We start from the raw sequence: 22,674 nt of genomic DNA, 5'->3' as shown, positions 1-22,674 counted from the left end.
CGGACGACCGAGAGCCGATGACCGCGCCCGCTTCCGAGACCATGCCCCTGCGCGCCCTGCTGGCGCGGATCTGGCGCGACTACCTTTCCCGGCACAAGGGATCGCTGATCCTGTCGGTGCTGTGCGCGGCCATGACGGGCCTGCTGACGGCGGCCCTGCTGAAGCTGCTGGAGCCGGCGGTGAACGGTCTGTTCCTGGGCGGGACCGAGCCGATCAGCCTGTTCGGGGTCGTCAGCTTCCCGGCGGATAAGGCCATTATCTGGATCCCTGCCGCCATCCTGGCGGTCGCGGTGATGCGGACCCTGGCCGCCATCGGCCAGGCGGCTCTGGTCAACCGTCTGGGTCACACCATCGTTGGCGATATTCAGATCCGTCTGTTCGGGGCCATGATCCGCGCCGACCTGGCCCGGCTGCGCAGCCAGCATTCGGGCGGCTTCGTCTCGTCCGTCCTGTTCGACGCCAATATGGTGCGCGAGGCCTTTACCTCGGGCGTGGTCAACTACACCCAGAACCTGCTGACCCTGATCGCGGTGCTGATCTATATGGGGTTCATCGACTGGCAGCTGACGATCGTCGTGCTGCTGGGCGTGCCGCTGGTGGCGCTGGTGCTGCGCCAGTTCGGACGCAAGACCCGCAAGGCGGCGCGCGGGGCGATGGCCGAGACCGAGAATCTGTCCACCGCCCTGATGGAGAACCTGGACGGGGTTCGGCTGATCAAGATCGAGAACCGCGAGGCGGCTGAACAGGACCGCGTCGCCGAGGTCGTGGCCCGTCGCCAGCGTCACGTCATCAAAGGCGCCAACGCCCGCGCCTTCGCCGGCCCGTCCAGCGACATGGTCGCCTATGTCGTGGTGGCGGCGGTCATGGCCTATGCCGGCTGGCGGTCGCAGGCGGGCGAGATGACGGTGGGCGGGTTCGCCGCCTTCATCGGCATGCTGCTGGCCGCCGGTCAGGCCCTGCGACAGGTGACCAATCTGGCGACGGTGATGAGCGAGGGCTTCACCGCCGCGCGTCGCCTGTTCGGCGCTCTGGACATCGAGGCCGAGATCCGCGAAGCGCCCGACGCCGCGCCCTTGGCCCCCGGCCCGGTCGAGGTGGTGCTGGACCAGGTGTCGTTCGCCTATGCCCCCGGCGGGGCGCCGACGCTGAACGATGTCTCGCTGCGGGTCGCGCCGGGCGAGACGGTGGCCCTGGTCGGGCCGTCGGGCGGGGGAAAGAGCACGATCCTTAGTCTGCTGCCGCGCTTCTATGATGTGACGGACGGGGCGGTGACGATCAACGGCGCCGACGTGCGGTCGCTGCGGATCCACGACCTGCGCGACCATATCGCCCTGGTGACGCAGGAGCCCTTCCTGTTCGACGACACCATCGCCGCCAATATCGCCTATGGCCGGCCGGGCGCGACCCAGGCCCAGATCGAGGAGGCCGCACGTTCGGCCGCCGCCAACGACTTCATCACCGCCCTGCCCGAGGGGTACGAGACGCGCGCCGGCGAGGCGGGGCTGCGGCTGTCTGGGGGGCAGCGCCAGCGGATCGCCATCGCCCGCGCCTTCCTGAAGGATGCGCCGATCCTGCTGCTGGACGAGGCGACCAGCGCTCTGGACACCGAGAGCGAGGCCCTGGTCCAGGCGGCGCTGGAGCGGTTGATGGAAGGCCGCGCCACCCTGATGATCGCGCACCGGCTGTCGACCGTTCGCAACGCCGACCGGATCTATGTGATCGAAGCCGGACGGGTGGTGGAGCAGGGCTCGCACGACGTGTTGGTCGCCAAGGGGGGGCTCTATTCCCGTCTGGCCCGACAGCAGTCGCTGGACGGCGGCGCCCCGACTGTCGAGGCTGTGGCTTGAGGCCCCTTCGTAACCCGGTCATCCAGTCCGCCCTGGCCTGGCTCCTGGCGCAATGGATGCAGTTCTGTTTCGCCACCATCCGATGGACCCATGAGAACCAATCGGTCGCCGAAGAGATCTGGGCCAGGGGCGGCGGGGTCCTGTGCGTTTTTTGGCACTCGCGCATCGGCCTGGCGCCGGCGTCGTGGCCGCTGGACCGGGCGCAACCCGCCAAAGGACTGATCTCACTCTCGGCCGACGGAGAGTTCATCGCCAAGGCCGTGGCGCGCCAGGGTTTCCCCGCCGTGCGAGGGTCCTCCGCCAACAAGGACAAGGCTGACCGGGCCAAGGGCGGGTCGCAGGCCCTGCGGGACGGGCTGAAACAGTTGAAGGTGGGCGCGCTGGCTCTGACGCCGGACGGTCCGCGAGGGCCGGCCCGAGTTATGGCCGAAGGCCTGCCCCTGATGGCCAAGTTGTCGAATGCGCCGGCTCTGTTCATCGGCCTGTCTTGCAATCCCGCGATCCGGTTCAACAGCTGGGACCGGGCGGTGCTGCCCCTGCCGTTCGGCAAGGGCGCCGTGGTCTGGGACCGGGCCGATTTCCCCGAGGGCGCCGACATGGCGGCCGTGGTCGCCGACTGGACGGCCCGCCTGACCGCCGTCGAGGCGCGGGCCGACGCCATTACGGGCCTTAAGCCGTGACGCCCCTGCCGTTGCTGGCCTATCGGCTGCTGACGCGGGCGCTGGAGCCGTTTGCCCCGCGCCTGCTGGACGCCCGCGCGGCCAAGGGCAAGGAGGACCCCGTACGCGTCGATGAGCGGATGGGCTTCACCGACGTGGAGCGGCCGCAAGGGGATCTGGTCTGGCTGCACGGCGTCAGCGTCGGCGAGACCCTGTCCCTGTTACCGCTGGTCGAGCGGTTCGTGAGGACGCGGCCCGACCTGACGGTGCTGGTCACCTCGGGTACGGTGACATCGGCGCGGATTCTGGCCGACCGTCTGCCGAAGGGCGCCATCCATCAGTATGCGCCGGTCGATGGACCGGGCGTGGTGGCGCGGTTCCTGGATCACTGGCGGCCCAGCCTGGCGATCTTCGTCGAGAGCGAACTGTGGCCCAATATGCTGCTGGAGGCGCATCAGCGGGGCGTGAAACTGGCCCTGGTCAGCGCAAGGATCACCGAGAAGACGGTCGATGGCTGGGCGCGGTTTCCGGCCTCGGCGCGGGCGGTGACCGGCGCCTTCGACCTGGTTCTGCCGCAGGATCAGTTGTCGGCACAGCGGCTGGAAAGCCTGGGCGCGCGGATCGACGGGCTGGTCAATCTGAAACTGGCGGGCGAGCCCCTGCCCCATGATACGGCCGCCTTCAGCCGCCTGAGCGCCGCCATCGGCGACCGGCCGGTGGTGGTCGCCGCCAGCACGCACGAGGGCGAGGAGATCGCCATCGTCCGCGCCCTGGACAAGCTGCCCGACCGCGCCTGTCTGATCCTGCTTCCCCGCCATCCCGAACGGGGGCCGCATATCGCTACGGCCTTGCAGCGCGAGGGCGTGGCCTTCGCCATGCGGTCGCGCGGCGAGACCATCGGGCGCGACACCGACGTCTATCTGGCCGACACCCTGAACGAGATGGGCCTGTTCCTGCGACTGGCGGACGTCGTGGTGATGGGCGGCTCCTTCGCTCCGGCCCTGGGCCTGCCGGCAGTGGGCGGGCATAATCCGCTGGAGCCCGCGCGGCTGGGCCGACCGACCGTGACGGGGCCGGACGCCTCGAACTGGGCGACCGTCACCTCGGCCCTGGCCGAGGCCGGCGGTCTGATCCTGGTCCAGGCACCCTGGGACCTGCCCGAGGCGGTGACGCCCCTGCTGGCCGATCCGGCGGCGGCCAAGGTCATGGGCGAGCGCGCCCGGCGTGCTGCGGCCGAGGCGGGCGGCGGTCTGGACCGGCTGTGGACCTGGCTGTCGCCGCTGACGCCGCAGAAGAGGCCCAGGCGATGAAGCTGAACACGCCGCGCTGGTGGTATGTGCGCGACCGCGACCATGCGCGGGTGACGCGCACCGTGCTGAAGCCCCTGGGCTGGATCTGGGCCGGGGTGACGGCGCGCCGGATCGCACGGACGGTCCCGGTCGATCCGGGCTGCGCGGTGATCTCGGTCGGCAATCTGACTGTGGGCGGGTCGGGCAAGACGCCTGTGGCCCGCGAGGTGCTGCGGCTGCTGCGCGCGGCGGGCGTGGAGGCGCAAGGCCTGTCGCGCGGTTATGGCGGCAAGCTGGAAGGCCCGGTGCGGGTCGATCAAAATACACACACGGCCGAGGACGTCGGCGACGAACCCCTGATGCTGGCGCAGGACGCCCCGGCCTGGATCTCGCGCGACCGCATCGCCGGGGCGCAGGCGGCCGTGTCGGAAGGCGCGCGGGCGCTGGTGCTGGACGACGGACATCAGAACCCCGCCTTGAAGAAGACCATCAGCCTGATCGTCGTAGACGGCGAGACACGGGGCGACGAATGGCCGTTCGGCGACGGCTCGGTCTTTCCGTCAGGTCCGATGCGTGAGCCGCTGAAGGCCGGACTGGCCCGCGCCGACGCCGTGGTGGTGATGTTGCCGACCGATCTGGAGACGGCCGATCCCGAACTGCTGGCCGTGTTCGACGGCCTGCCCATCTTCGTCGCGCGCCTGACGCCCGAAGGGCCGCCTCCGCCTGGGCCTCAGGTCGGGTTCGCCGGCATCGCCAAGCCGTGGAAGGTCGAGCGGTCGTTGAAGGCGGCAGGGTGCGCCCTGGCGGACTTCGTCCCCTTCCCCGACCATGCGGCCTATAGGGCCGACGACATCGCGTTCCTGATGGATCGGGCCGCGGTCTATGACGCCGGTCTTGTGACCACGGAAAAGGACTGGGTGCGGCTGACGCCAGACCAGCGCACGCGCGTGACGGCATGGCCGGTCGTCGCCCGGTTCGAGGATGAGGCGGCTTTCGCCGCCTTCCTAACGGACAGGATTCAGTCGGCGCGGTAGACCACGCCGGACTTCATCACGAACTTCATCCGCTCCAGTTCGGTGACGTCGGTCAGAGGATCGCCCTTCACGGCGATGATGTCGGCGGGCATGCCCGGCGCAATCCGCCCGGCCTCGCTGGAGATGCGCAGGTGTTCGGCGGCGCCCACTGTGGCGGCCTGAACGGCTTCCAGCGGAGTCAGGCCGGCGCGGACCAGCAGGGCGAACTCCCTGGCGTTGTCGCCGTGGGCCGAGACGCCGCTGTCGGTGCCGAAGGCGATCTTCACCCCGCCCTCATGCGCGCGGCGCGCCATGTCCAGCATCTTCGGCCCCGCTTCCAGCGCCTTCGCCGTCTGGGCCGGGGTGAAGAAGTTGTCCGGCCCGGCGGCGATCCGGGCGACGAAGTCCCCGGCCAGAAGCGTGGGCACCAACCAGGCGCCGTTGGTCTTGAAGAGGCGGATCGACTGGTCGTCCAGATAGGTGCCGTGTTCGATGGAGTCGCCGCCCGCGCGCAGGAAGGCGTTGACGCCGTCCGCGCCATGAGCGTGGGCCGTGACCTGACGACCCATGCGGTGAGCGCTTTCGACGATGGCGGTCAGTTCGGGATCGCTGAACTGCTGGTTCAGACCGGCGGCGGTGTTGGACAGAACCCCGCCAGTCGCGGTGATCTTGATGATGTCGGCGCCCGACCGGACCTGGGTGCGGACTGCGCGCATACAATCCTCAGGCCCCGAACAGACGCTTTCCGGCGACAACAGGTGCAGAACGTCCTCGCGGAAGCCGTTGGCGTCGCCGTGGCCGCCATGGATCGAGACCGAGGATCCGGCCGCAATGATGCGCGGACCGGGCACGTCGCCGGCCTTCACCGCCTCGCGCAGCGCGAAGATGGCTTCATTGCTGGCGCCGAGGTCCGCGACCGTGGTGAAGCCCGCCATCAGGGTGCGGCGGGCATAGCGGGCGCCGACCATGGCCTGGGTGGCATCCGACTGGGTGAGTTCCTCAAGGCGGGAATTGGGGTTCTGCTGACCGGTCAGATGGACATGGCTGTCGATCAAACCCGGCAGAACGAAGGAATCGCGGAGACCAACCACCGCACCCTGAGACGGGTCGCCGACGAAGCCGTCGCGGATCTCGACGACTTGGTTCCCCCTGATCACGAGAGTTTTACCGCGCTGCACAACGCCGTTCGACGGATCCGCGAGCAGTCGGCCAGCTTCGACAAACGTCGTCCCCTGGGTGGAGAAAACCGTAGGCCCAGCGGGGCTTTGCTGCGCAACCGCGACCGTGGCCGTGGCCATCAGAGCCGCCAGCGCCAGACCAAAACGCATCATCACTGTTCCCCTGCGGCGCAGCGCCGCAAAAATGCCCCACAAGGCTCAGGTTGCCTCCCCCGTAACCATTTGAAACAAGCATCTCCGAAGATAAACCGCAACGAGGGCGTCGCATGCGGCTTTCAAGACGAGGACTCATTCTGGGCGGATCGGCCATGCTGGCCGGTTGCGCCAGCGCCGGAGCATCCGTCCCGGTGACGACCCTGGCGGCGGCCAAGCCGGTCGCACCTCCGTCCCCCGCCCCCGTCGTCGAGGCCCTCGTCGTCAGCCCGCCGCCTCTCGACCCGCGCGGTCATGTTCGCAAGGACCTGATGGAGCGAGCGATGGCGGCTCTGGACATCCATCACAAGAAAATTCCGCTGCGCGACCGGATGTACCTGGTCGACTTCAAGAAATTCTCGGGCGAAGAGCGGCTGTACGAAGTCGATCTGATCGCCGGCGAGGTCAAGGTGCTGCGCACCTGCCACGGGCGAGGTTCGGACCCCAGCCACACGGGCTACGCCCAGCGCTTCTCCAACACGCCGGATTCCAACATGTCCTCGGTCGGGGCCTACGCCACCGCAGGGGCAGGCTGGGGATCCCAGCAGGGGCCGAACGTCCTGTTGGACGGGTTGGAATACACCAACGACAAGGCGCGCGAGCGGGCCATCATCATCCACGGGGCCGACTACGCCGACCCGGACTTCCTGGCCCGCGAAGGCAAGCTGGGTCGCAGCTACGGCTGTTTCTCGGTAGCCCACACCGATCTGCCGGAACTGCGCGAGCGAATGGGCGAAGGGCGGCTGCTGTTCGCCTGGGCGTGAGACCTATCGCTCGGGCCGTCGGGCGGAATGCCTGATGGTGACGACCTCAACCCGATCAGGCAGGATCGCGTACCGGATCAGATAGGGCTTCACCAGAGTCAGTTCTCGTGTTCCATGAATGGAAGGGCGTCCCCGGTCCGCGAAATGCGCGAGGCTCTCGGCAGCAGCTTTCAATCGAATGAAGAAGCGCGCCGCAGCAGCTGGATTGAAGTCGGCGATATAGAGGCTGATGTCCTCCAGATCGCTCAGCGCCTGATCCGTCCAGACGACTAACCGCATTTAGGCCGGGGCAGAGGATTGGCCGTCGACCATGACTCGACCCAGCGCATCACGGTCTCGTTGTCTACGACCCGTCCAGCTGCGGCATCGGCAAGGCCCCGCAAGGTCGCGGCCTCATCCGCCGCGTCGTCCGGCGTCGAGAACAGATCTTCTTCGTCGTGATCAACTGCGGGATCAGCCATGGCGCGAGCCTAGCACATCCCGCCGATACGGTCAGCCCCGGCCCAGGGCCCGCCAGCCGATGTCGGAGCGGTTGAAGCCGCCGGGCCAGTCGATCTTGCGGATGGCGTCATAGGCGCGTTCGCGGGCCTGGGCGATGTCGTCGCCCTCAGCGCATACATTCAGGACACGGCCGCCGGCGGCGCACAGCTGGCCGTCGTCGCGGCGCTTGGTCCCGGCGTGGAAGACCTGGACGTGGGGGCCGACGTCCTGGTCCACGCCGCGGATGATAGAACCTTCCAGCGGGCTGTCGGGATAGCCCTTGGCCGCCATGACGACACAGATCACCGTCTGGGGCTTGAAGGCCGGAGACGGCAGGCCCGAGACGTCGCCCCGCGCGCAGCCCAGCAGATAGGGGACGATGTCCCCGGCCATGCGCATCATCAGCACCTGGCATTCGGGGTCGCCGAAGCGGGCGTTGAACTCGACCACCTTGGGACCGTCGGCCGTGGCCATCAGGCCGGCGTAGAGGACGCCGCGGTAGGGAGCGCCCTCCTCGGCCATCTTGCGGATGGTGGGCTGGACGATCCGTTCGTCGGCCTGCTGCACCAGGTCGGCGGTGAAGACCGGAGCGGGCGAATAGGCGCCCATGCCGCCAGTATTAGGGCCGGTGTCGCCGTCGAAGGCGCGCTTGTGGTCCTGGGCGCCGCCGAACAGGACGGCCTGTTTCCCGTCGCACAGGGCGAAGAGGGAGCCCTCCTCCCCGTCCATGAACTCCTCGATCACGACGCGGGCCCCGGCGGCGCCGAAGCGGCCGCCCAGCATGCGCTCGATCTCGGCTTCGGCGTCGGGACGGTCGGGGCTGATGGCCACGCCCTTGCCGGCGGCCAGACCGTCGGCCTTGATGACATAGGGAGGCTTGAACACGTCCAGGGCGGCCTTGGCGTCCTTGACCGTGTCATAGACGCCGTAGCCGGCGGTGGGGATTTCGTGGCGTTCCAGGAAGGCCTTGGAGAAGGCCTTGGACACCTCCAGCTGGGCCGCCTTGGCGGTGGGGCCGAAACAGGGGATGCCGGCCGAGGCCAGACGGTCGGCGAGACCGGCGGCCAGGGCCACTTCAGGCCCGACCACGACCAGGTCCGCCTTGATCTCGCGGGCCAGGGCGGCGAGCCCCTCGGCGTCGTCAGCCTTGACCGGACGAAGCTCGCACAGTTTCTCGATGCCGGGATTGCCGGGGGCGGCGACGAGGCGGGTGACCAGTGGCGACTGGGCGATCTTCCAGGCCAGGGCGTGTTCGCGCCCGCCCGATCCAACGAGAAGAATAATCATGAAGTCGGCAATGACGGGCCTGCGTCGGACGGTCAAGCGTCCGACGGGCTGAAGCGTCAGAACAGGGCGGAAAGGACGTAGACGACCAGGCCGATCAGGGCGATCCCGCCGATGATCAGCCAGGGGCTCATGGCCCCGCCGGCGCCGCTGCGACGCATGAGGTCGCGCTCGCGCGGGTCGCGGTCGTCCGGATCGGTTCCTTGGGGGTCGGCGGCCATGAAAGCCGAACGGGGCGGCGTCGATCCTGTTCCCGCAAGACGCGACGCAGGCTAGGATGGGCCGATGAGCGACGACTCCTATGTGTTCGAAGGCCCGGCCGAGGCCGCCGCCCCGCGCGACAACAATCCGCCCCTGTCGATCTCCGAACTGTCCTTCGCCCTGAAGCGGACGCTGGAGGAGCGATTCGGCCATGTGCGGCTGAGGGGCGAGGTGTCCAAGGTCAATCGTCACGCGTCGGGCCACATCTATCTGACCCTGAAGGACGACAAGTCGGCCATCGACGGGGTGATCTGGAAGGGATCGGTGCGCGGCTTGGGCGTCCAGCCGGAGGCAGGGCTGGAGGTCATCGTCACCGGCAAGATCACCTCGTATCCGGCGCGGTCGTCGTACCAGATCGTGATCGAGAGCATGGAGGCGGCCGGCGCCGGCGCCCTGCTGGCCCAGCTGGAACGACTGAAGGTCCGGCTGCGTGAAGAAGGACTGTTCGAGCCGGGGCGCAAGAAGCCCCTGCCACAGTTTCCCCGCACCATCGGCGTGATCACCAGCCTGACCGGGGCGGTGATCCGCGATGTGCTGCACCGGATCGCCGAACGCTGGCCCTGCCGGGTGATCGTCTGGCCCGTCGTGGTCCAGGGCGAGGCGGCGTGCGGCCAGGTGTCGAACGCCATTCGCGGTTTTGACGCGATGACCGCCGATGGGCCGATCCCCCGCCCCGACCTGCTGATCGTGGCCCGTGGGGGCGGCTCGGTCGAGGACCTGTGGTGCTTCAATGATGAAGGCCTGGCGCGGACGGTGGCGGCGGCGCGAATTCCGATCATCTCGGCCGTGGGGCATGAGACGGACACGACCCTGATCGACTTCGTCTCCGACCGGCGCGCGCCGACGCCGACGGGGGCGGCCGAGATCGCGACGCCGGTGCTGGCGGACCTGAGATATGCGGTCGCCGACCTGGACCGGCGCATGGTCCTGGCGGGCGGACGACTGATCGAGGATCGGCGCACCCGGCTGCGTGCGGTCGCGCGTGGCCTGCCGGCGCGGCCGGAAGACCTGCTGGCCCTGGCGCAGCAGCGGCTGGACCATGTGTCGAGCCGGCTGGGATCGGGGCTGCAACGCAATGTCTCGGTCCACGAACGCCGGCTGGCCGGCGTCGGCGGACGGCTTGGACGGGGGCTGCTGGACCGGGCGCTGGAGCGTCGGGGCGACCGGCTGTCCGCCGTCGCAGCCCGGTTCAAGCCGACGGTCGAGCGACGGCTGACCCGCGACCAGGACCGGCTGAACGCCCTGTCGCGGGCGCTGGCGACGCTGGATCCCGGCCGGCCCAAGCCCGGATTCGCCCGGGTCGAGAACGCCGACGGCGACTGGATCACCGCGGCGGCGGGACTGGAGCCCGGCCAGGCGGTGCGGCTGGTGTTCGGCGACGGCGCGCGGGGCGCGACCATCGACGGGGGGGATGGACGGGTCGCGTCGCCCCCTCCGCCCAAGCCCACGCCAAGGCCCAAACCGCCGACGCCAAGCCAGGGCGACCTGTTCTGATCCGTTGACGCTTGTCGTAAAAACAGGGTGACAATGCGCCAACCTGACAATCGGCGCTTGGCGCGAAAACAGGGTGACAGGGCGCCAATCGTGCCAAGCCGAGGGCCCGGCATGTTCTCTGACGGCACGGTTTCGACATCAATGAGCGGCGACCGGATCATGACGCCATTCTAACCGGCTCTCATCTCAGGCGAGTTGATCGCGGTTTTCGCCCGGCAAACGCCGATGGCCGCACGAATCGTCATGCGCGCCATTTTTCTTTTCCGACTGTGAATTCGCCGACGTGAAGTTCGGGCCTCAGTGGTTTTCCGCTTCGCCCCGGCGCCGCTTCCTGCTAACCGCCGCCGCATGAAGATCACTCGCATCGCCCTGGCCGCCTACGGCATCGCCGTTCTGATCATCGTTCTGGACCAGCTGACCAAGGCCTGGATTCTGAGCCTGCCGGACGTGGCTTCGGTCAGCCAGATTCCGGTCGGCTATGTGTTCGCCGAAGTGATTCCGCCGATCCTGCGCTTCACCTTCGTGCAGAACACCGGGGTCAGCTTCGGCCTGTTCGGCGGGGGCGAGGCGCGCTGGGGGCTGACGATCTTCTCGGTCATCGTCTCGGCCGGCCTGGCCTGGTGGGCGACCCAGTCGGATCGCCGCCTGCTGATCACAGCGATCGGCTTCGTCATGGGCGGCGCCCTGGGCAATGTGATCGACCGAATCCGGTTCGGCTATGTCGTCGACTTCATCGATGTGTCCGGCACGGGCGTCTTCCCCTGGGTGTTCAACATCGCTGATAGCGCCATCACCATCGGCGTCGTCCTGCTGATTCTCGACAGCTTCCTGTCCGACAAGGCCGCCAAGGTTGGCGCGGCCCCCGAAAAGTCGTAATCACCCCCTCTTCACTATGCCAAGAGCGCCCGTAGAGGCGTTTCGAGCATCAGCCGATCAGAGCCTGAACCCATGCGTATTCGCAGCGTCGCCGTACTGACCCTCGCCGCCACCGCCGCGCTCGCCGTTTCGGCCTGCGGCAGCATCAAGCAAGGCATCGGCCTGACCAAGGTCGTGCCGGACGAGTTCGTGACCGTCTCCACCGCTCCGCTGAGCGTGCCGCCCGAGTACGGCCTGCGCCCGCCGGCGCCGGGCCAGCCGCGCCCGCAAGAGCTGGCGCCCGAGAGCGCCGCCCGCCAGATCCTGCTGGGTCAGCGTCAGGCGATCACCCGCACCCCGGGGGAGCAGGTCCTAGTCGCACAGGCCGGCGCCGAACAGGCCGACCCTCTGGCCCGCTATGTCATCGACGACGAGTTCGGCGACATCGCCCACAAGGACGAGAGCTTCGCCAACCGCGTGATGTTCTGGCGCAAGGACGATGCTTCGACCCAGGCGCCGACGGTGCGCCAGACGGCGGACGGCCAGCAGACCATCGACGCCTCGACCGAGGCTGCGCGGCTCCAGGCCCTGACCGGCGGCCAACAGGCCATCACGATCCAGCCGCGCCGCAGCGGCGGCTTCAAGCTGCCGGGTCTGTAAGACCCTTCGCCCTGTTCCAAGGACGCCTGCCACGGCGTTGGTCCTCTCGCTGTCGGAAAATAACTGATGCGTCGCGTGCTTTCCGCCCTGGCCGCCGTCTCCATCGCGGCCTCCATCCTGCCCACGGCCGCCGAGGCTCAGACCTCACAGCGTCAGCGGGATCGCAGCTCCAGCGGCCAGCAGGCCGACGGATCAGCCAATGCGCCCTCTGAACGCGCGCCGCGGTTCGCGCCGCTGCGCCGCCGCGCCAACGCCGGGCCCTGCCCCTTCGTGAAGGTGCTTTACGACGCCGCCCGCTATGTCGAGCTTGAAGGCGGCCGCGCGGCCATCGCCAACGTCGGCTTCACCGGCGAGATCGAGGGCGTGTCGGCCGACTGCGAATATCGCGAGGACGACCCCATCAAGCTGGACATGGACATCCTGTTCGAACTGGGCCGGGGCGAGCAGGCGAGCGGCGATCAGAAGACCTATCGCTACTGGGTCGCCGTAACCGAGCGCAACAGCGCCGTCCTGGCCAAGGAATATTTCGACCTGCCGGTAAACTTCGACGGTCAGCGCACCGCCTCAGTCCACGAGGAGCGCAGCATCGTGATCCCGCGCGCAGATCTGGAAACCAGCGGCGGCAATTTCGAAGTTCTGATCGGCTTCGACGTCACGCCTGAAATGGCCGAGTTCAACCGTTCGGGCAGCCGCTTCCGCGTCACCGCCGGAACGGCCCAAGCCTCTACGCCGAGCCAGTAATGTCTGATCTGAAGACCGTCCTCAGCGAAGCGGTCGCCGCCGCCTTCGCCGCCGAAGGCGTGGATGCGGCTCTGGCCCGCGTCACCCCGTCCGACCGTCCCGACCTGGCCGACTTCCAGTCGAACGGCGCCCTGGCCGCCGCCAAGGCGTTGAAGGCCAATCCACGCGAACTGGCGGGCAGGATCGCCGAGCGGCTGACCGCCGATCCGCGCTTCGCCTCGGTCGAGGTGGCGGGGCCGGGCTTCATCAATCTGAAGCTGGCCGATGCGCTACTGGCCGAACGCGCCGCAGAGGTCGCGGCCGACGCTGACCATGCAGGCGCCGCACTCGTGGCCGAGCCGCGCAAGGTGGTCATCGACTACGGCGGTCCGAACGTGGCCAAGCCGATGCACGTCGGCCACCTGCGTAGCGCCATCATCGGCGAGAGCCTGAAGCGGCTGTTCCGCTTCCGCGGCGATCACGTGACCGGCGACGCCCATTTCGGCGACTGGGGCTTCCAGATGGGGCTGCTGATCGTGGCCTGTGGCGACGAGGGTCTGGCGGAAGGCTTCCTGGTTGAGGGCGACGGGCCCTTCCCGGCCGATAGTCCTGTGACCTTGGCCGATCTGGACCGGCTGTATCCGCTGGCCGCCGGCAAGGCCAAGGAAGACCCGGCCTTCCGGGACCGCGCCCGCAAGGCGACGGCGGAACTGCAGAATGGACGTCCCGGCTATCGCGCCCTGTGGGCTCATTTCGTGGCGGTCAGCCGCGAGGCGCTGAAGCGCGAATACGGCGATCTGTCGGTCGATTTCGACCTGTGGAACGGCGAGAGCGACGCCGATCCGCAGATGCCGGAAATGCTGGCGCATCTGAAGGCGACCGGCCTGCTGGTCGAGGACGACGGCGCCCAGGTGGTGCATGTCGCCAAGCCGGGCGAGACCCGCAAGAAGAAGCTGGCCGACGGTTCGGTGATCGAGGCCCCGTCGCCCCCGCCCCTGCTGGTGATCAGTTCGGAAGGCTCGGCCATGTACGGCACGACCGACCTGGCCACGATCCTGGACCGCAAGAAGGCCCTGGCGCCGGACCTGGCCCTGTATGTGGTCGACGAACGCCAGGCCGAGCATTTCGAACAGGTATTCCGCGCCGCCTATCTGGCCGGCTACGCCACCGAAGGGGCGCTGGAGCATCTGGGCTTCGGCACCATGAACGGGCAGGACGGCAAGCCGTTCAAGACCCGCGCGGGCGGCGTGCTGAAGCTGCGCGACCTGATCGACCAGGCGACGGACAAGGCGCGCGAGCGGCTGCACGAGGCCAAGCTGGGCGACGACCTGTCGCCGGAAGAGTTCGAGGCCATCGCGCACAAGGTGGCCATCGCCGCCCTGAAGTTCGCCGACCTGTCGAACGCGCGGACCACCAGCTATGTCTTCGACCTGGACCGGTTCATGAGCTTCGAGGGCAAGACCGGCCCCTATCTGCTGTACCAGTCGGTGCGGATCAAATCCCTGCTGCGCAAGGCCGCCGAACAGGGGGCGGCGCCGGGCGCCATCGTCATCGCCGAACAGGCGGAACGCGATCTGGCCCTGACGCTGGACGCCTTCTCGACCGCCGTGTCCGACGCCTATGACAAGCGGATGCCGCACCTGGCAGCCGAGCACGCCTATCGCGTGGCCCAGTCGTTCTCGAAATTCTACGCCGCCTGCCCGGTGCTGGTCGCGCCGGACGCGGCGACGCGTGGCTCGCGCCTGGCCCTGTCGGCCGCGGCCCTGCGCCAGCTCGAAACGGCGCTGACCCTGCTGGGGATCGAGACGCCCGAACGGATGTGACCGCCGTTCTGTGACCTGAAAGACGCGGACTCCGCTCGACAGCTCTGGTTAACCTTTGCCGGGGACAGGGAGCGGGCGACGGATGGGGAAACCCGACGGTCAGCAGTCGAAGGGACGCAGGTCCTGGGGTCAGCATCGGGGGCGTATCCGCATGGCGGACGCGGCCCTGCGCCCCTTTGGTCCAGGCGACCTCACGCCGCCGTTCCTGAAACGGCGGGCCGTCCTGTATGTGGACGGCTACAACCTGTTCCACGCCCTGCTGGATCAGAAGCGGCGAGAATGGCTGTGGCTGGACTTGCAGGCCCTGGGGCGCGGCCTGATCGATCCGATGGAGCGGCTGACCGGCGTGGTCTGGGTCAGCGCGCACAAGCCCCAGGCCAGGGCGCGGATGGAGGCCCAGTTCCGCTATGAAGCCGCGCTGAGGGCGCGGCGCGTGCGATGCCTGATGGGGCATTTCATCGTCCACGGCGAACATTGCCGCGCCTGCGGACACGGCTGGAGTTCGGCGACGGAGAAGCAGAGCGACGTCAACCTGGCCCTGGCGGTGGCGGACGATGTGGCGGCGAACCGGGTCGATTCCGTCTATCTGCTGACCACCGACGGGGACCATGCGGCGACGGTGCGGTTCGTGCGCGAGGCCTATCCCAACAAGCGGATCGTCAGCGTCGCCCCGCCCGGACGGCTTCACAACCGCCAGATCGCCAACTGGACCGATGAACTGGTGGGGATCGGGCCCAATCTGGTGGCCCGGTCCATGCTGCCCGACCGGCTGAAGACGGCCAAGGGCTGGATCGAACGGCCCGAGGCCTGGAGCGCCCGCCCCAGCCTGCCCCCGCCGCCCGATCCACCGCCCAACGACGACGCGGGGAAGACCAAGACTGGACATCTGCGGCTGGTGGTGTCGAACGCCTAGTCGCGACGAGGGCCTCATGCTATATTTGCTAGCATAAGGAGCGACCATGCCCGTCAACCTCCACGTCCGCAACATCGACGACGACATCGCCATCGCCCTGAAGAAGCGGGCCCAGGAAAACAATCGCTCGGCCGAGGCGGAGCATCGCGAGATTCTTCGCAAGGCTTTGACGCCTCGTATCGACGCGGAGTGGGAGCGCCGCGCCGCCGCTCTGCGGGACGCGACCAAGGGCAGGCTGAGCACGCCTTCTGAAGTCTTGATCCGCGAAGATCGGGATTCTCGTTGATCGTCGTGGACGCGAGCGTGGCGATCAACGTCGCGCTCTATGAACCCGACAGCCCCATCGCCGTCGCCGCCCTGCGCGCCCAGTCCTGGTCAGCGCCCGATCTGATCCTGTCGGAATGCGCCAACATCATCTGGAAGCGCTGTCGGATGGGCGACATCACTCGCGAACAGGCGATGCAGGCGGTCACACTGATCGAAACCATGAACCTGGATGTAGAGCCCGGTCGCAGGCTGATCGAAAGGGCGGTGGAATTGGCGATCGCGCTGGACCATCCGGCCTATGACTGCTTCTACATCGCCCACGCCGAACAGTTGGGCGCGCCCCTTCTGACGGCGGACAAGAAACTCATCGCCAAGACGCGGGCGTCAGACACGACGACCATCCAGATCATGGGTCTGGACGACTATGCACGGGAGAACGGCCTATGAACGTACAAGCTGACACCACCCTCGACGCCTATATCGCCGGCCTGCCCAAGGCGGAGTTGCACCTGCATATCGAGGGCTCGCTGGAGCCGGAGCTGATGTTCGAACTGGCGCAGCGCAATGGGGTGTCCATCCCCTATGACAGCGTCGAGGCGGTGCGGGCGGCCTATGATTTCTCGAACCTACAGGACTTCCTCGACATCTATTACGCCGGGGCGGCCGTGCTGCTGACGCGCCAGGATTTCGAGGATCTGGCCTTCGCCTATTTCCAGCGGGCGGCCGCCGATAACGTGCGCCACGCCGAGATCTTCTTCGATCCCCAGACCCATACCGACCGGGGCGTGGCCTTCGGCGTGGTGGTCGAGGGGCTGATCGCGGGGATGGACCGGGCCAAGGCGGAGTTGGGCGTGAGTTCGGGACTGATCCTCAGCTTCCTGCGCCACCTGACCGAGGAGGAGGCGTTCGCGACCCTGGAGGCGGCCAAGCCCTATCTGCATCATTTCATCGGGGTTGGGCTGGATTCGTCGGAGGTCGGCCATCCGCCGTCCAAGTTCCAGCGCGTCTTCGCCGCCGCCCGCGACCTGGGCCTGAAACTGTGCGCCCACGCCGGGGAGGAAGGCCCGCCGGCCTATGTCCACGAGGCGCTGGACCTGCTGCACATCGACCGGATGGACCACGGCAATCGCTCGATGGAGGACGAGGTTCTGGTCGAGCGGCTGGCGCGCGAGCAGATGACCCTGACCGTCTGCCCCCTGTCGAACCTGAAACTGTGCGTGGTCGACGACCTGAAGGACCACCCCGTGCCGGAGATGCTGCGCCGGGGCCTGCACGTCACCCTGAACTCGGACGATCCGTCCTATTTCGGCGGGTATGTGAACGACAACTACAGCCGGTTGGCGGCGGCGGTCGGGCTGACGAAGGATCAGGTGACGCTGCTGGCGCGGAACAGTTTCGAAGGGTCGTTCCTGGGCGAGGCGGAGAAGGCGGCGTTCGTGGCGGAGGTGGAGGCCTACGCCAAGGCGGGGTGACGCCTCTTCTTTCGTCATCCTCCGGCAAGCCGCGTCTTCGCGGCGCAGACCGGGGGACCCAGCGGCGCCGAAGGCGATGCTTCCGCCGCACGATGGCGAAGATCCAGACCGCGACAGGTTCGCGCTCTCGCGCGCCACTGGGTCCCCCGATCTCGCTACGCTCGCCGGAGGATGACGAAAGAGGGGTTTAGCCGAGGACGGTGTCGGCCCTGACCTCCGTCACCCCGAGCGCCCGGAAACTGTCCCGCGCCGCCGCCTCGCTCTGCGGCGCGATGGCGCGGCTGGCGTCTGTGATGACCACGGCCTCGAAGCCTTCGCGCACCGCGTCCTCTGCGGTGAAGCGGACGCAATAGTCGAAGGCCAGGCCCGCCAGGAAGACGCGAGTCACGCCCAGGTCGCGCAGCAGGCCGGCCAGACCCGTCGGGGTGCGATGGTCGTTCTCGAAGAAGCCGGAATAGGAATCGACCGCCGGATTATAGCCCTTGCGGATCACCGCCAGCGCCTTTTGCACCGTGGGCGCGACGTCGGGATGGAAGTCGGCGCCGGGCGAACCCTGGATACAGTGATCCGGCCACAGCATCTGGCGGCCGTAGGCGACCTCGATCTCGGTGAAGGGGGCCGCGCCGGGGTGGTTGGAGGCGAAGCTGATCTGGTCCGGCGTGTGCCAGTCCTGGGTCAGGACCACGCGCGAGAACCGTTCGGCCAGCCGGTTGATCAGCGGCATGATCCCCGCCCCGCCTGCGACCGCCAGACGGCCGCCCTCGCAGAAGTCGTTCTGCGGGTCGATGACCAGGAGGGCGTCTGTGGCGGCGATCTGCATCACACGCCCGCGTAGGCGTCGATCTCGTTGGCCGAGCCCAGGGCGACCGGGATGCGCTGGTGCAGGTGCTCGGGCTGGATATCCAGGATGGGCTGCGTCCCGTCCGTCGTCGCCTTGCCCCCGGCCTGTTCGACCAGGAAGGCCATGGGATTGCCCTCGTACATCAGGCGCAGCTTGCCGGGCTTGGTCGGCTCGCGGCTGTCCCACGGGTACAGGAAGACGCCGCCGCGCATCAGGATGCGGTGGACGTCCGCCACCATGGCCGCGACCCAACGCATGTTGAAATTCTTGCCGCGCGGGCCTTCGTCGCCCTTCAGCAGGTCGCCGATATAGGTCTGCACCGGCTGGGACCAGTGGCGCAGGTTCGACATGTTGATGGCGAACTCCTTGGTGTCCGGCGAGATGGCGATGTCGTCGTGGGTCAGGATCCAGTCGCCGTCGTTCGACAGGGTGAACCCCTTGACCCCCGCGCCGGTCGTCAGGACCAGCATGGTCTGGGGGCCATACAAGGCATAGAGAGCCGCGATCTGGTTCCGGCCCGGCTGCATGAAGTCGGCCTCGGTCGGCGAAGGCGTCGCGGACTTCAGCACCGAGATGATGGTGCCGACCATGGCGTTGATGTCGATGTTGGACGAGCCGTCCAGCGGGTCGAACAGGACCAGATAGTCGCCGGTGGAATGGGACGCCGGCTGGACCTCGTCCATCTCTTCCGAGGCGACGCCGGCGACGGCGGGGCTGGCCAGAAGGGCGTCGGTAAGCATGTCGTTGGTCATGACGTCGAGCTTCTTCTGCTCCTCGTCCTGGACGTTGATCTGGCCCGAGGCGCCGAGTGCGCCGGCCAGGGCGCCGCCGGCAACGACCTTGCTGATGTCGGCGCAGGTGGCGGCGGCGACGGTCAGGACCGTCTTCAGACCGTCAGGCGCGTCCAGGGCGGCGATATGGGCGTCGAGGCGGGTGCGGTCGGCGGTCATGCGGTCGGTCCGGTACGGCTGGGAGCGTGCTTCGTTCTTGGCGGGCCGGCGGCGTGAGGGCAAGGCTGAAACCCTCTCAGCATCCTTCCGCACTCAGTGCAGAGTGCGGAACTTCAGCGTTCCCGGCACGGTCTTCAACGTCCGCAGCGCCTCGGGATCATAGTCCCGGTCCACGTCGGTGATGACATAGCCGGTGCGCTCGTCGGTCTTCAGATGCTGACCCAGGATGTTCAGCCCCGCCGCCGCCAGGGCGCGGTTCAGCTCGGCCAGGACGCCGGGCTGGTTCTTGTGGATGTGCAGGATGCGGTGCGCCCCGGACACCTCGGCCAGTTGCACGTTCGGCAGATTGACGCTGAAGGTGGTGTCGCCCCGGTTCAGATAGCCCAGCAGCCGCTCCGCCGCGAACTCGGCGATGGCTTCCTGCGCTTCCTCGGTCGAGCCGCCGATGTGCGGGGTCAGGATCATGTTCTTCATCCCCTGCAGCGGGCTTTCGAACGGGTCCGAATTGGTGCGCGGCTCCTCGGGGAAGACGTCCACCGCCGCCCCGGCGACCCGGCCCGATCCCATGGCCTGGGCCAGGGCGCCGACATCGACCACATGGCCGCGCGACAGATTCAGGAACAGCGCCCCCTCCTTCATCCGGGCGAACTGGGCCGCGCCGAAGATGTTGGAATTCTCCCGCCGCCCATCGACGTGCAGGGTGACGACGTCGCTCTCGGCCAGCAGGGCGTCCAACGACCGCATGCGTCGCGCATTGCCCAGGGCCAGCCGCTCCGACAGGTCATAGAACAGCACCCGCATGCCCAGGTTCTCGGCCAGGACCGACAGCTGGCTGCCGATGGCGCCATAGCCGACGATGCCCAGGGTCTTGCCGCGCAACTCCTTCGACCCGGTCGCCGACTTGTTCCACTGGCCCACGTGCATGGCGGCCGACTTGTCCACCACGTCCCGCATCAGGACGATCATCAGACCGATGGCCAGTTCCACGACCGAGCGGGTGTTCGAATAGGGGGCGTTGAAAACCGCCACGCCGTGATCGGAGGCGGCGTCCAGATCAATCTGGTTGGTGCCGATGCAGAAGGCCGCGATCGCCATCAGCCGGTCGGCCTCTTCCAGCACCCGGCGGCTGACCGTGGTCTTGGAGCGGATGCCCAGCACATGCACGCCCTTGATGGCGGCGATCAGGTCGTCCTCATCCAGGGCGCCCTTGACCGTCTCGACCGAATAGCCGGCCTCCTCCAGCCGTTCGACGGCGGCGGGGTGGATGTTCTCAAGCAGCAGCATCTTCATCCGGCTGCGCGGGAAGGACCAGCGGCCGACCAGGCCCTCGGCGTGGAGCACTTCGTCCAGCGATGCGGCCTCGGCGTCGGCGACCTTGACCACCGGCGCGCGGCGGGCGACCTCGGTGAAGGCGTAGAAGGCGTCGGCGGCCCCGGCCAGCTTGACCTCGGCGTCGTTCCAGCCGTCGCCGACCATGACGACGCGACCCGACAGCTTCAGGGCGTGGATGACGGCCGGCTTGCCGTCGGCCTGGGACAGGGGATTGGCGTCATCGACGCCGGTCACCCGGCCGTCGGCGTCATAGACCAGGTCGTTGCACAGCACCCGGTCCGGCGATACGCCCAGCATCTCGGCCACCGGGGCGATCACCTCGCGGAAACCGCCGGACAGGATGACGACCTTGCCCTTGTGCTGCTGGAAGAAATTCAGGTTGCGCCGCACCGAGGCGGTCAGATGATCCGGCGCCGTCTCCGCCAGGGCCGCGACGTGGGCGCGGGTCAAGGGCAGTAGGGCCAGCCGCCGACGCAACGCCTCGCCGAAGGCCAGTTCGCCGGCCATGGCCTTGTCGGTCAGGTCCGCGATCTCGGCGCGGGTCGTCTCCGCCTCGGGCGAGTCGGCCAGGGCGATATCGGCCAAGGCTTCCAGCGTCTCGAAGGCGACCAGGGTCGAATCGAAGTCGAAGATCAGTGTGGGGCGCGCGCTCATGGGCGGCGTCTTAGCGGCCTTCGCGCCCGCGGCAAAGCCGAGCCGTGCTGATGAAGCCGATCAGTTGCGCTTAAACCTTGCCGCCCGCCGCTATTTTCACAGAGACGGACGGCAAGAAATATCAGAAGCGCGCGATGCGACGCACGTGGCTGTCCGGACGACGGCTTTCCAGCACGGCGGCGCCGACAGCGGCGGCGAGGGTGGCGACGGCCAGAAGCGCGCCGCCTTCGCGGGCGTGATCACGGGCATAGGCGCCGGCGTCGTCGGCGTAACGGCGCGCCGTCTTGCCGTGCTTCTTCAACGCCTTCTTGGAGCCCTTGCGGGTCGAACGGAACCATTCGTCGGCCCGATCGCGCGCGTCATGGGCCACGTCGCTCGCGCGATGGCGCGCCTCACGGGAGAAGTCTCCTGCCCGCTCGCCTGCGTCCTCGGCTCGGTGGCGGAAGGCGTCGACGGCGTCATGAAAACGTTCGCGCAGTTCGTCCGTGTCCACCCATCCGCGCGGATCGATACGGGTCTTGATACGCTGATAGCGCGTCGGTCCGCTGCGCTGAGTCAGATACAGGACCACAGCGGCGCCGGCCGCGAGGGCCACGAGGCTGCCGGCGGTGACGCCCGGATGTTTGCGGACTTCGGCCAGGGCGCTGAAATTACGGACCATGGGATAGTGAACCTCTTCATCGAGGCCGTCCTCGGTCGGGTCATAGAGCCCGTCGTCATACGGCCGATAGGCGGAACGGCGGTCCCGCATCAAAGATGGAGCGAACCGCGCCAGCAGAGGTTCCGCAATCCCCGGCAAAGCCGAGTAAAAAGACGCAATGACGCGCCCTCCCCCGCCCACGGTGATCTCGCGGATCGTATGGGTGGCGCAGTACAGGATGGTGTCGGCGACCACATGGGTCGCATAGACGGGCTGCGGATTGTGCATCGCCTGACCCGTCAGGTTCCGGGCGTGCCGGCTTATGGGCGTATTGATCGCGCCGGGCTTGACCAGGCTGACCGCCACCGGCGCCTGTTCGCGCAACAGCTCGATACGCAGGGCGTTGGTGAACCCCTTCACCGCATGTTTGGACGCGGCGTAGACGCCCTGCACCGGCAGGGGCAGGTCTGACAGGATCGAGCCGACATTGATGATGGCGCCGCCGCCCGGCCGCGTCCGCAGATGTTCGACCGCCGCCATCGCGCCATTGACGACGCCCCAGTAGTTGGTCTCGAACAGCCGCCGCTGATCCTCCAGCGTCGTCTCGCGGATCGATCCGAACAGCCCCACCCCGGCGTTGTTGACCCAGGTGTCGAAGCCCCCGAACAGCCGCACGCATTTCTCGGCCGCCGCCTTCAGCGCCTCGGCGTCCGACACATCGGCGACCGCCCAGGCCACGCGCGCCCCCTGCGCCTGCAACTCTTCGCACAGCGCCCGCAGGTCCGCCTCGCCGCGCGCGATCAGAAACACCTTGGCCCCCGCCCGCGCCGCACGACGCGCCGTCGCCAGACCGACGCCCGACGTCGCGCCGGTGACGACGATGGACTGCTCGCCCAGCGGCTTCAGCACAGGTTTCGCGCGCATGTTCGTCCTTGCATCCCGCCTCGACAAATTTTCGAGGTTCTCCATGGTTTGTAGAGCCGGATTCTACAGGTTTTTCGAGGCGACGGCGCGCCTTTGATGGCCACACCCTGGTCGGCCGATTTTGCTCCCCGGCTTCGCCCCCCTTATCAAGGGCGCTTCGGG

General features: G+C 68.1%; 23 protein-coding genes. 14 read left to right on the top strand and 9 right to left on the bottom strand.

The window, feature by feature from the left end; all coding sequences use genetic code 11:
* The first annotated feature begins 17 nt into the window (after positions 1-17).
* The 4 genes from ACW170_RS09280 to lpxK are packed head-to-tail and all read left to right on the top strand — an operon-like array spanning position 18 to position 4,829.
* Positions 18-1,847 (top strand): ABC transporter ATP-binding protein, encoded by a 1,830-nt coding sequence (locus tag ACW170_RS09280; RefSeq protein ID WP_492086437.1) that lies wholly within the window; start codon positions 18-20, stop codon positions 1,845-1,847.
* Positions 1,844-2,527, top strand: a complete 684-nt coding sequence (locus ACW170_RS09275; protein WP_492086436.1) for a lysophospholipid acyltransferase family protein — start codon at positions 1,844-1,846, stop codon at positions 2,525-2,527. Before ACW170_RS09280 ends, ACW170_RS09275 begins: the two co-directional genes overlap by 4 nt.
* Complete coding sequence (locus ACW170_RS09270; RefSeq protein ID WP_492086435.1) at positions 2,524-3,816, top strand: 3-deoxy-D-manno-octulosonic acid transferase; 1,293 nt, start codon at positions 2,524-2,526, stop codon at positions 3,814-3,816. The genes ACW170_RS09275 and ACW170_RS09270 overlap by 4 nt, the downstream gene beginning before the upstream one ends.
* A complete protein-coding gene (lpxK, locus tag ACW170_RS09265) occupies positions 3,813-4,829 on the top strand; it encodes a tetraacyldisaccharide 4'-kinase (protein WP_492089162.1) in 1,017 nt (338 codons plus the stop codon). The genes ACW170_RS09270 and lpxK overlap by 4 nt, the downstream gene beginning before the upstream one ends.
* Here the strand turns inward: lpxK and ACW170_RS09260 are convergent.
* Complete coding sequence (locus ACW170_RS09260) at positions 4,814-6,139, bottom strand: metal-dependent hydrolase family protein (RefSeq protein WP_492086434.1); 1,326 nt, start codon at positions 6,137-6,139, stop codon at positions 4,814-4,816. The two genes, lpxK and ACW170_RS09260, sit on opposite strands and share 16 nt — an antisense overlap.
* A gap of 113 nt (positions 6,140-6,252) precedes the next feature.
* Here ACW170_RS09260 and ACW170_RS09255 point away from each other — a divergent pair, with 113 nt between their 5' ends.
* Entirely contained in the window at positions 6,253-6,942 is a 690-nt protein-coding gene (locus ACW170_RS09255) for a murein L,D-transpeptidase catalytic domain family protein (protein WP_492086433.1), read from the top strand.
* Positions 6,943-6,945: 3 nt separating this feature from the next.
* On the opposite strand, the gene ACW170_RS09250 is transcribed toward ACW170_RS09255, so the two are convergent.
* The 4 genes from ACW170_RS09250 to ACW170_RS09235 are packed head-to-tail and all read right to left on the bottom strand — an operon-like array spanning position 6,946 to position 8,927.
* Positions 6,946-7,221, bottom strand: coding sequence for a type II toxin-antitoxin system RelE/ParE family toxin (locus ACW170_RS09250; RefSeq protein WP_492086432.1), 276 nt, complete (start codon positions 7,219-7,221; stop codon positions 6,946-6,948).
* Complete coding sequence (locus ACW170_RS09245) at positions 7,212-7,403, bottom strand: CopG family transcriptional regulator (RefSeq protein WP_492086431.1); 192 nt, start codon at positions 7,401-7,403, stop codon at positions 7,212-7,214. Before ACW170_RS09245 ends, ACW170_RS09250 begins: the two co-directional genes overlap by 10 nt.
* Positions 7,404-7,434: 31 nt before the next feature.
* Positions 7,435-8,709 (bottom strand): phosphoribosylamine--glycine ligase, encoded by a 1,275-nt coding sequence (gene purD, locus ACW170_RS09240; protein ID WP_492086430.1) that lies wholly within the window; start codon positions 8,707-8,709, stop codon positions 7,435-7,437.
* A 56-nt stretch (positions 8,710-8,765) separates the two neighbouring features.
* Complete coding sequence (locus ACW170_RS09235) at positions 8,766-8,927, bottom strand: hypothetical protein (protein WP_492070985.1); 162 nt, start codon at positions 8,925-8,927, stop codon at positions 8,766-8,768.
* Positions 8,928-8,991: 64 nt separating this feature from the next.
* Here ACW170_RS09235 and xseA point away from each other — a divergent pair, with 64 nt between their 5' ends.
* From xseA to ACW170_RS09190, 9 genes are all read left to right on the top strand, one after another.
* Positions 8,992-10,461 carry an exodeoxyribonuclease VII large subunit gene (xseA, locus tag ACW170_RS09230; protein ID WP_492086429.1) on the top strand — a complete coding sequence of 490 codons (1,470 nt, stop codon included), beginning with the start codon at positions 8,992-8,994 and terminating at the stop codon, positions 10,459-10,461.
* Between the two features lie 348 nt (positions 10,462-10,809).
* Positions 10,810-11,337, top strand: a complete 528-nt coding sequence (lspA, locus tag ACW170_RS09225; protein ID WP_492086428.1) for a signal peptidase II — start codon at positions 10,810-10,812, stop codon at positions 11,335-11,337.
* A 72-nt stretch (positions 11,338-11,409) separates the two neighbouring features.
* The gene (locus tag ACW170_RS09220; protein WP_492086427.1) at positions 11,410-11,976 is read left to right on the top strand and encodes a DUF3035 domain-containing protein; all 567 of its coding nucleotides are present in this window, start codon (positions 11,410-11,412) and stop codon (positions 11,974-11,976) included.
* A 66-nt stretch (positions 11,977-12,042) separates the two neighbouring features.
* Positions 12,043-12,717, top strand: a complete 675-nt coding sequence (locus ACW170_RS09215; RefSeq protein WP_492086426.1) for a Tat pathway signal sequence domain protein — start codon at positions 12,043-12,045, stop codon at positions 12,715-12,717.
* Positions 12,717-14,519 (top strand): arginine--tRNA ligase, encoded by a 1,803-nt coding sequence (gene argS / locus ACW170_RS09210; protein ID WP_492086425.1) that lies wholly within the window; start codon positions 12,717-12,719, stop codon positions 14,517-14,519. The genes ACW170_RS09215 and argS overlap by 1 nt, the downstream gene beginning before the upstream one ends.
* A 151-nt stretch (positions 14,520-14,670) precedes the next feature.
* Entirely contained in the window at positions 14,671-15,432 is a 762-nt protein-coding gene (locus ACW170_RS09205; RefSeq protein WP_492086424.1) for a PIN domain-containing protein, read from the top strand.
* A gap of 46 nt (positions 15,433-15,478) precedes the next feature.
* A complete protein-coding gene (locus ACW170_RS09200) occupies positions 15,479-15,718 on the top strand; it encodes a FitA-like ribbon-helix-helix domain-containing protein (protein ID WP_492086423.1) in 240 nt (79 codons plus the stop codon).
* A gap of 17 nt (positions 15,719-15,735) precedes the next feature.
* On the top strand, positions 15,736-16,146 hold the full coding sequence (locus ACW170_RS09195) for a type II toxin-antitoxin system VapC family toxin (protein WP_492086422.1): 411 nt from the start codon (positions 15,736-15,738) through the stop codon (positions 16,144-16,146).
* Positions 16,143-17,171 carry an adenosine deaminase gene (locus ACW170_RS09190; protein ID WP_492086421.1) on the top strand — a complete coding sequence of 343 codons (1,029 nt, stop codon included), beginning with the start codon at positions 16,143-16,145 and terminating at the stop codon, positions 17,169-17,171. Before ACW170_RS09195 ends, ACW170_RS09190 begins: the two co-directional genes overlap by 4 nt.
* Before the next feature lie 187 nt (positions 17,172-17,358).
* Here ACW170_RS09190 and pncA read toward each other — a convergent pair whose 3' ends face one another.
* From pncA to ACW170_RS09170, 4 genes are all read right to left on the bottom strand, one after another.
* Positions 17,359-17,991 carry a bifunctional nicotinamidase/pyrazinamidase gene (gene pncA, locus ACW170_RS09185; RefSeq protein ID WP_492086420.1) on the bottom strand — a complete coding sequence of 211 codons (633 nt, stop codon included), beginning with the start codon at positions 17,989-17,991 and terminating at the stop codon, positions 17,359-17,361.
* Positions 17,991-18,962, bottom strand: coding sequence for a class 1 fructose-bisphosphatase (locus ACW170_RS09180; protein WP_492086419.1), 972 nt, complete (start codon positions 18,960-18,962; stop codon positions 17,991-17,993). The genes pncA and ACW170_RS09180 overlap by 1 nt, the downstream gene beginning before the upstream one ends.
* 93 nt (positions 18,963-19,055) lie before the next feature.
* Complete coding sequence (gene serA, locus ACW170_RS09175) at positions 19,056-20,948, bottom strand: phosphoglycerate dehydrogenase (protein ID WP_492086418.1); 1,893 nt, start codon at positions 20,946-20,948, stop codon at positions 19,056-19,058.
* Positions 20,949-21,069: 121 nt separating this feature from the next.
* Positions 21,070-22,512, bottom strand: a complete 1,443-nt coding sequence (locus tag ACW170_RS09170) for an SDR family oxidoreductase (protein ID WP_492086417.1) — start codon at positions 22,510-22,512, stop codon at positions 21,070-21,072.
* Positions 22,513-22,674: the final 162 nt, after the last annotated feature.

Source organism: Brevundimonas sp. FV2ps16 (genome assembly GCF_058681075.1).
This window is presented reverse-complemented; position numbering and strand designations above follow the sequence as displayed.

Bases quoted from the DNA above. Each gene is read 5' to 3' on its own strand.
- ACW170_RS09280 (WP_492086437.1), top strand. From the start codon at position 18: ATGACCGCGCCCGCTTCCGAGACCATGCCCCTGCGCGCCCTGCTGGCG.
- lpxK (WP_492089162.1), top strand. From the start codon at position 3,813: ATGAAGCTGAACACGCCGCGCTGGTGGTATGTGCGCGACCGCGACCAT.
- ACW170_RS09260 (WP_492086434.1), bottom strand. From the start codon at position 6,139: ATGATGCGTTTTGGTCTGGCGCTGGCGGCTCTGATGGCCACGGCCACG.
- ACW170_RS09255 (WP_492086433.1), top strand. From the start codon at position 6,253: ATGCGGCTTTCAAGACGAGGACTCATTCTGGGCGGATCGGCCATGCTG.
- ACW170_RS09250 (WP_492086432.1), bottom strand. From the start codon at position 7,221: ATGCGGTTAGTCGTCTGGACGGATCAGGCGCTGAGCGATCTGGAGGAC.
- ACW170_RS09245 (WP_492086431.1), bottom strand. From the start codon at position 7,403: ATGGCTGATCCCGCAGTTGATCACGACGAAGAAGATCTGTTCTCGACG.
- purD (WP_492086430.1), bottom strand. From the start codon at position 8,709: ATGATTATTCTTCTCGTTGGATCGGGCGGGCGCGAACACGCCCTGGCC.
- ACW170_RS09235 (WP_492070985.1), bottom strand. From the start codon at position 8,927: ATGGCCGCCGACCCCCAAGGAACCGATCCGGACGACCGCGACCCGCGC.
- xseA (WP_492086429.1), top strand. From the start codon at position 8,992: ATGAGCGACGACTCCTATGTGTTCGAAGGCCCGGCCGAGGCCGCCGCC.
- lspA (WP_492086428.1), top strand. From the start codon at position 10,810: ATGAAGATCACTCGCATCGCCCTGGCCGCCTACGGCATCGCCGTTCTG.
- ACW170_RS09220 (WP_492086427.1), top strand. From the start codon at position 11,410: ATGCGTATTCGCAGCGTCGCCGTACTGACCCTCGCCGCCACCGCCGCG.
- ACW170_RS09215 (WP_492086426.1), top strand. From the start codon at position 12,043: ATGCGTCGCGTGCTTTCCGCCCTGGCCGCCGTCTCCATCGCGGCCTCC.
- argS (WP_492086425.1), top strand. From the start codon at position 12,717: ATGTCTGATCTGAAGACCGTCCTCAGCGAAGCGGTCGCCGCCGCCTTC.
- ACW170_RS09205 (WP_492086424.1), top strand. From the start codon at position 14,671: ATGGCGGACGCGGCCCTGCGCCCCTTTGGTCCAGGCGACCTCACGCCG.
- ACW170_RS09200 (WP_492086423.1), top strand. From the start codon at position 15,479: ATGCCCGTCAACCTCCACGTCCGCAACATCGACGACGACATCGCCATC.
- ACW170_RS09190 (WP_492086421.1), top strand. From the start codon at position 16,143: ATGAACGTACAAGCTGACACCACCCTCGACGCCTATATCGCCGGCCTG.
- pncA (WP_492086420.1), bottom strand. From the start codon at position 17,991: ATGCAGATCGCCGCCACAGACGCCCTCCTGGTCATCGACCCGCAGAAC.
- ACW170_RS09180 (WP_492086419.1), bottom strand. From the start codon at position 18,962: ATGACCGCCGACCGCACCCGCCTCGACGCCCATATCGCCGCCCTGGAC.
- serA (WP_492086418.1), bottom strand. From the start codon at position 20,948: ATGAGCGCGCGCCCCACACTGATCTTCGACTTCGATTCGACCCTGGTC.
- ACW170_RS09170 (WP_492086417.1), bottom strand. From the start codon at position 22,512: ATGCGCGCGAAACCTGTGCTGAAGCCGCTGGGCGAGCAGTCCATCGTC.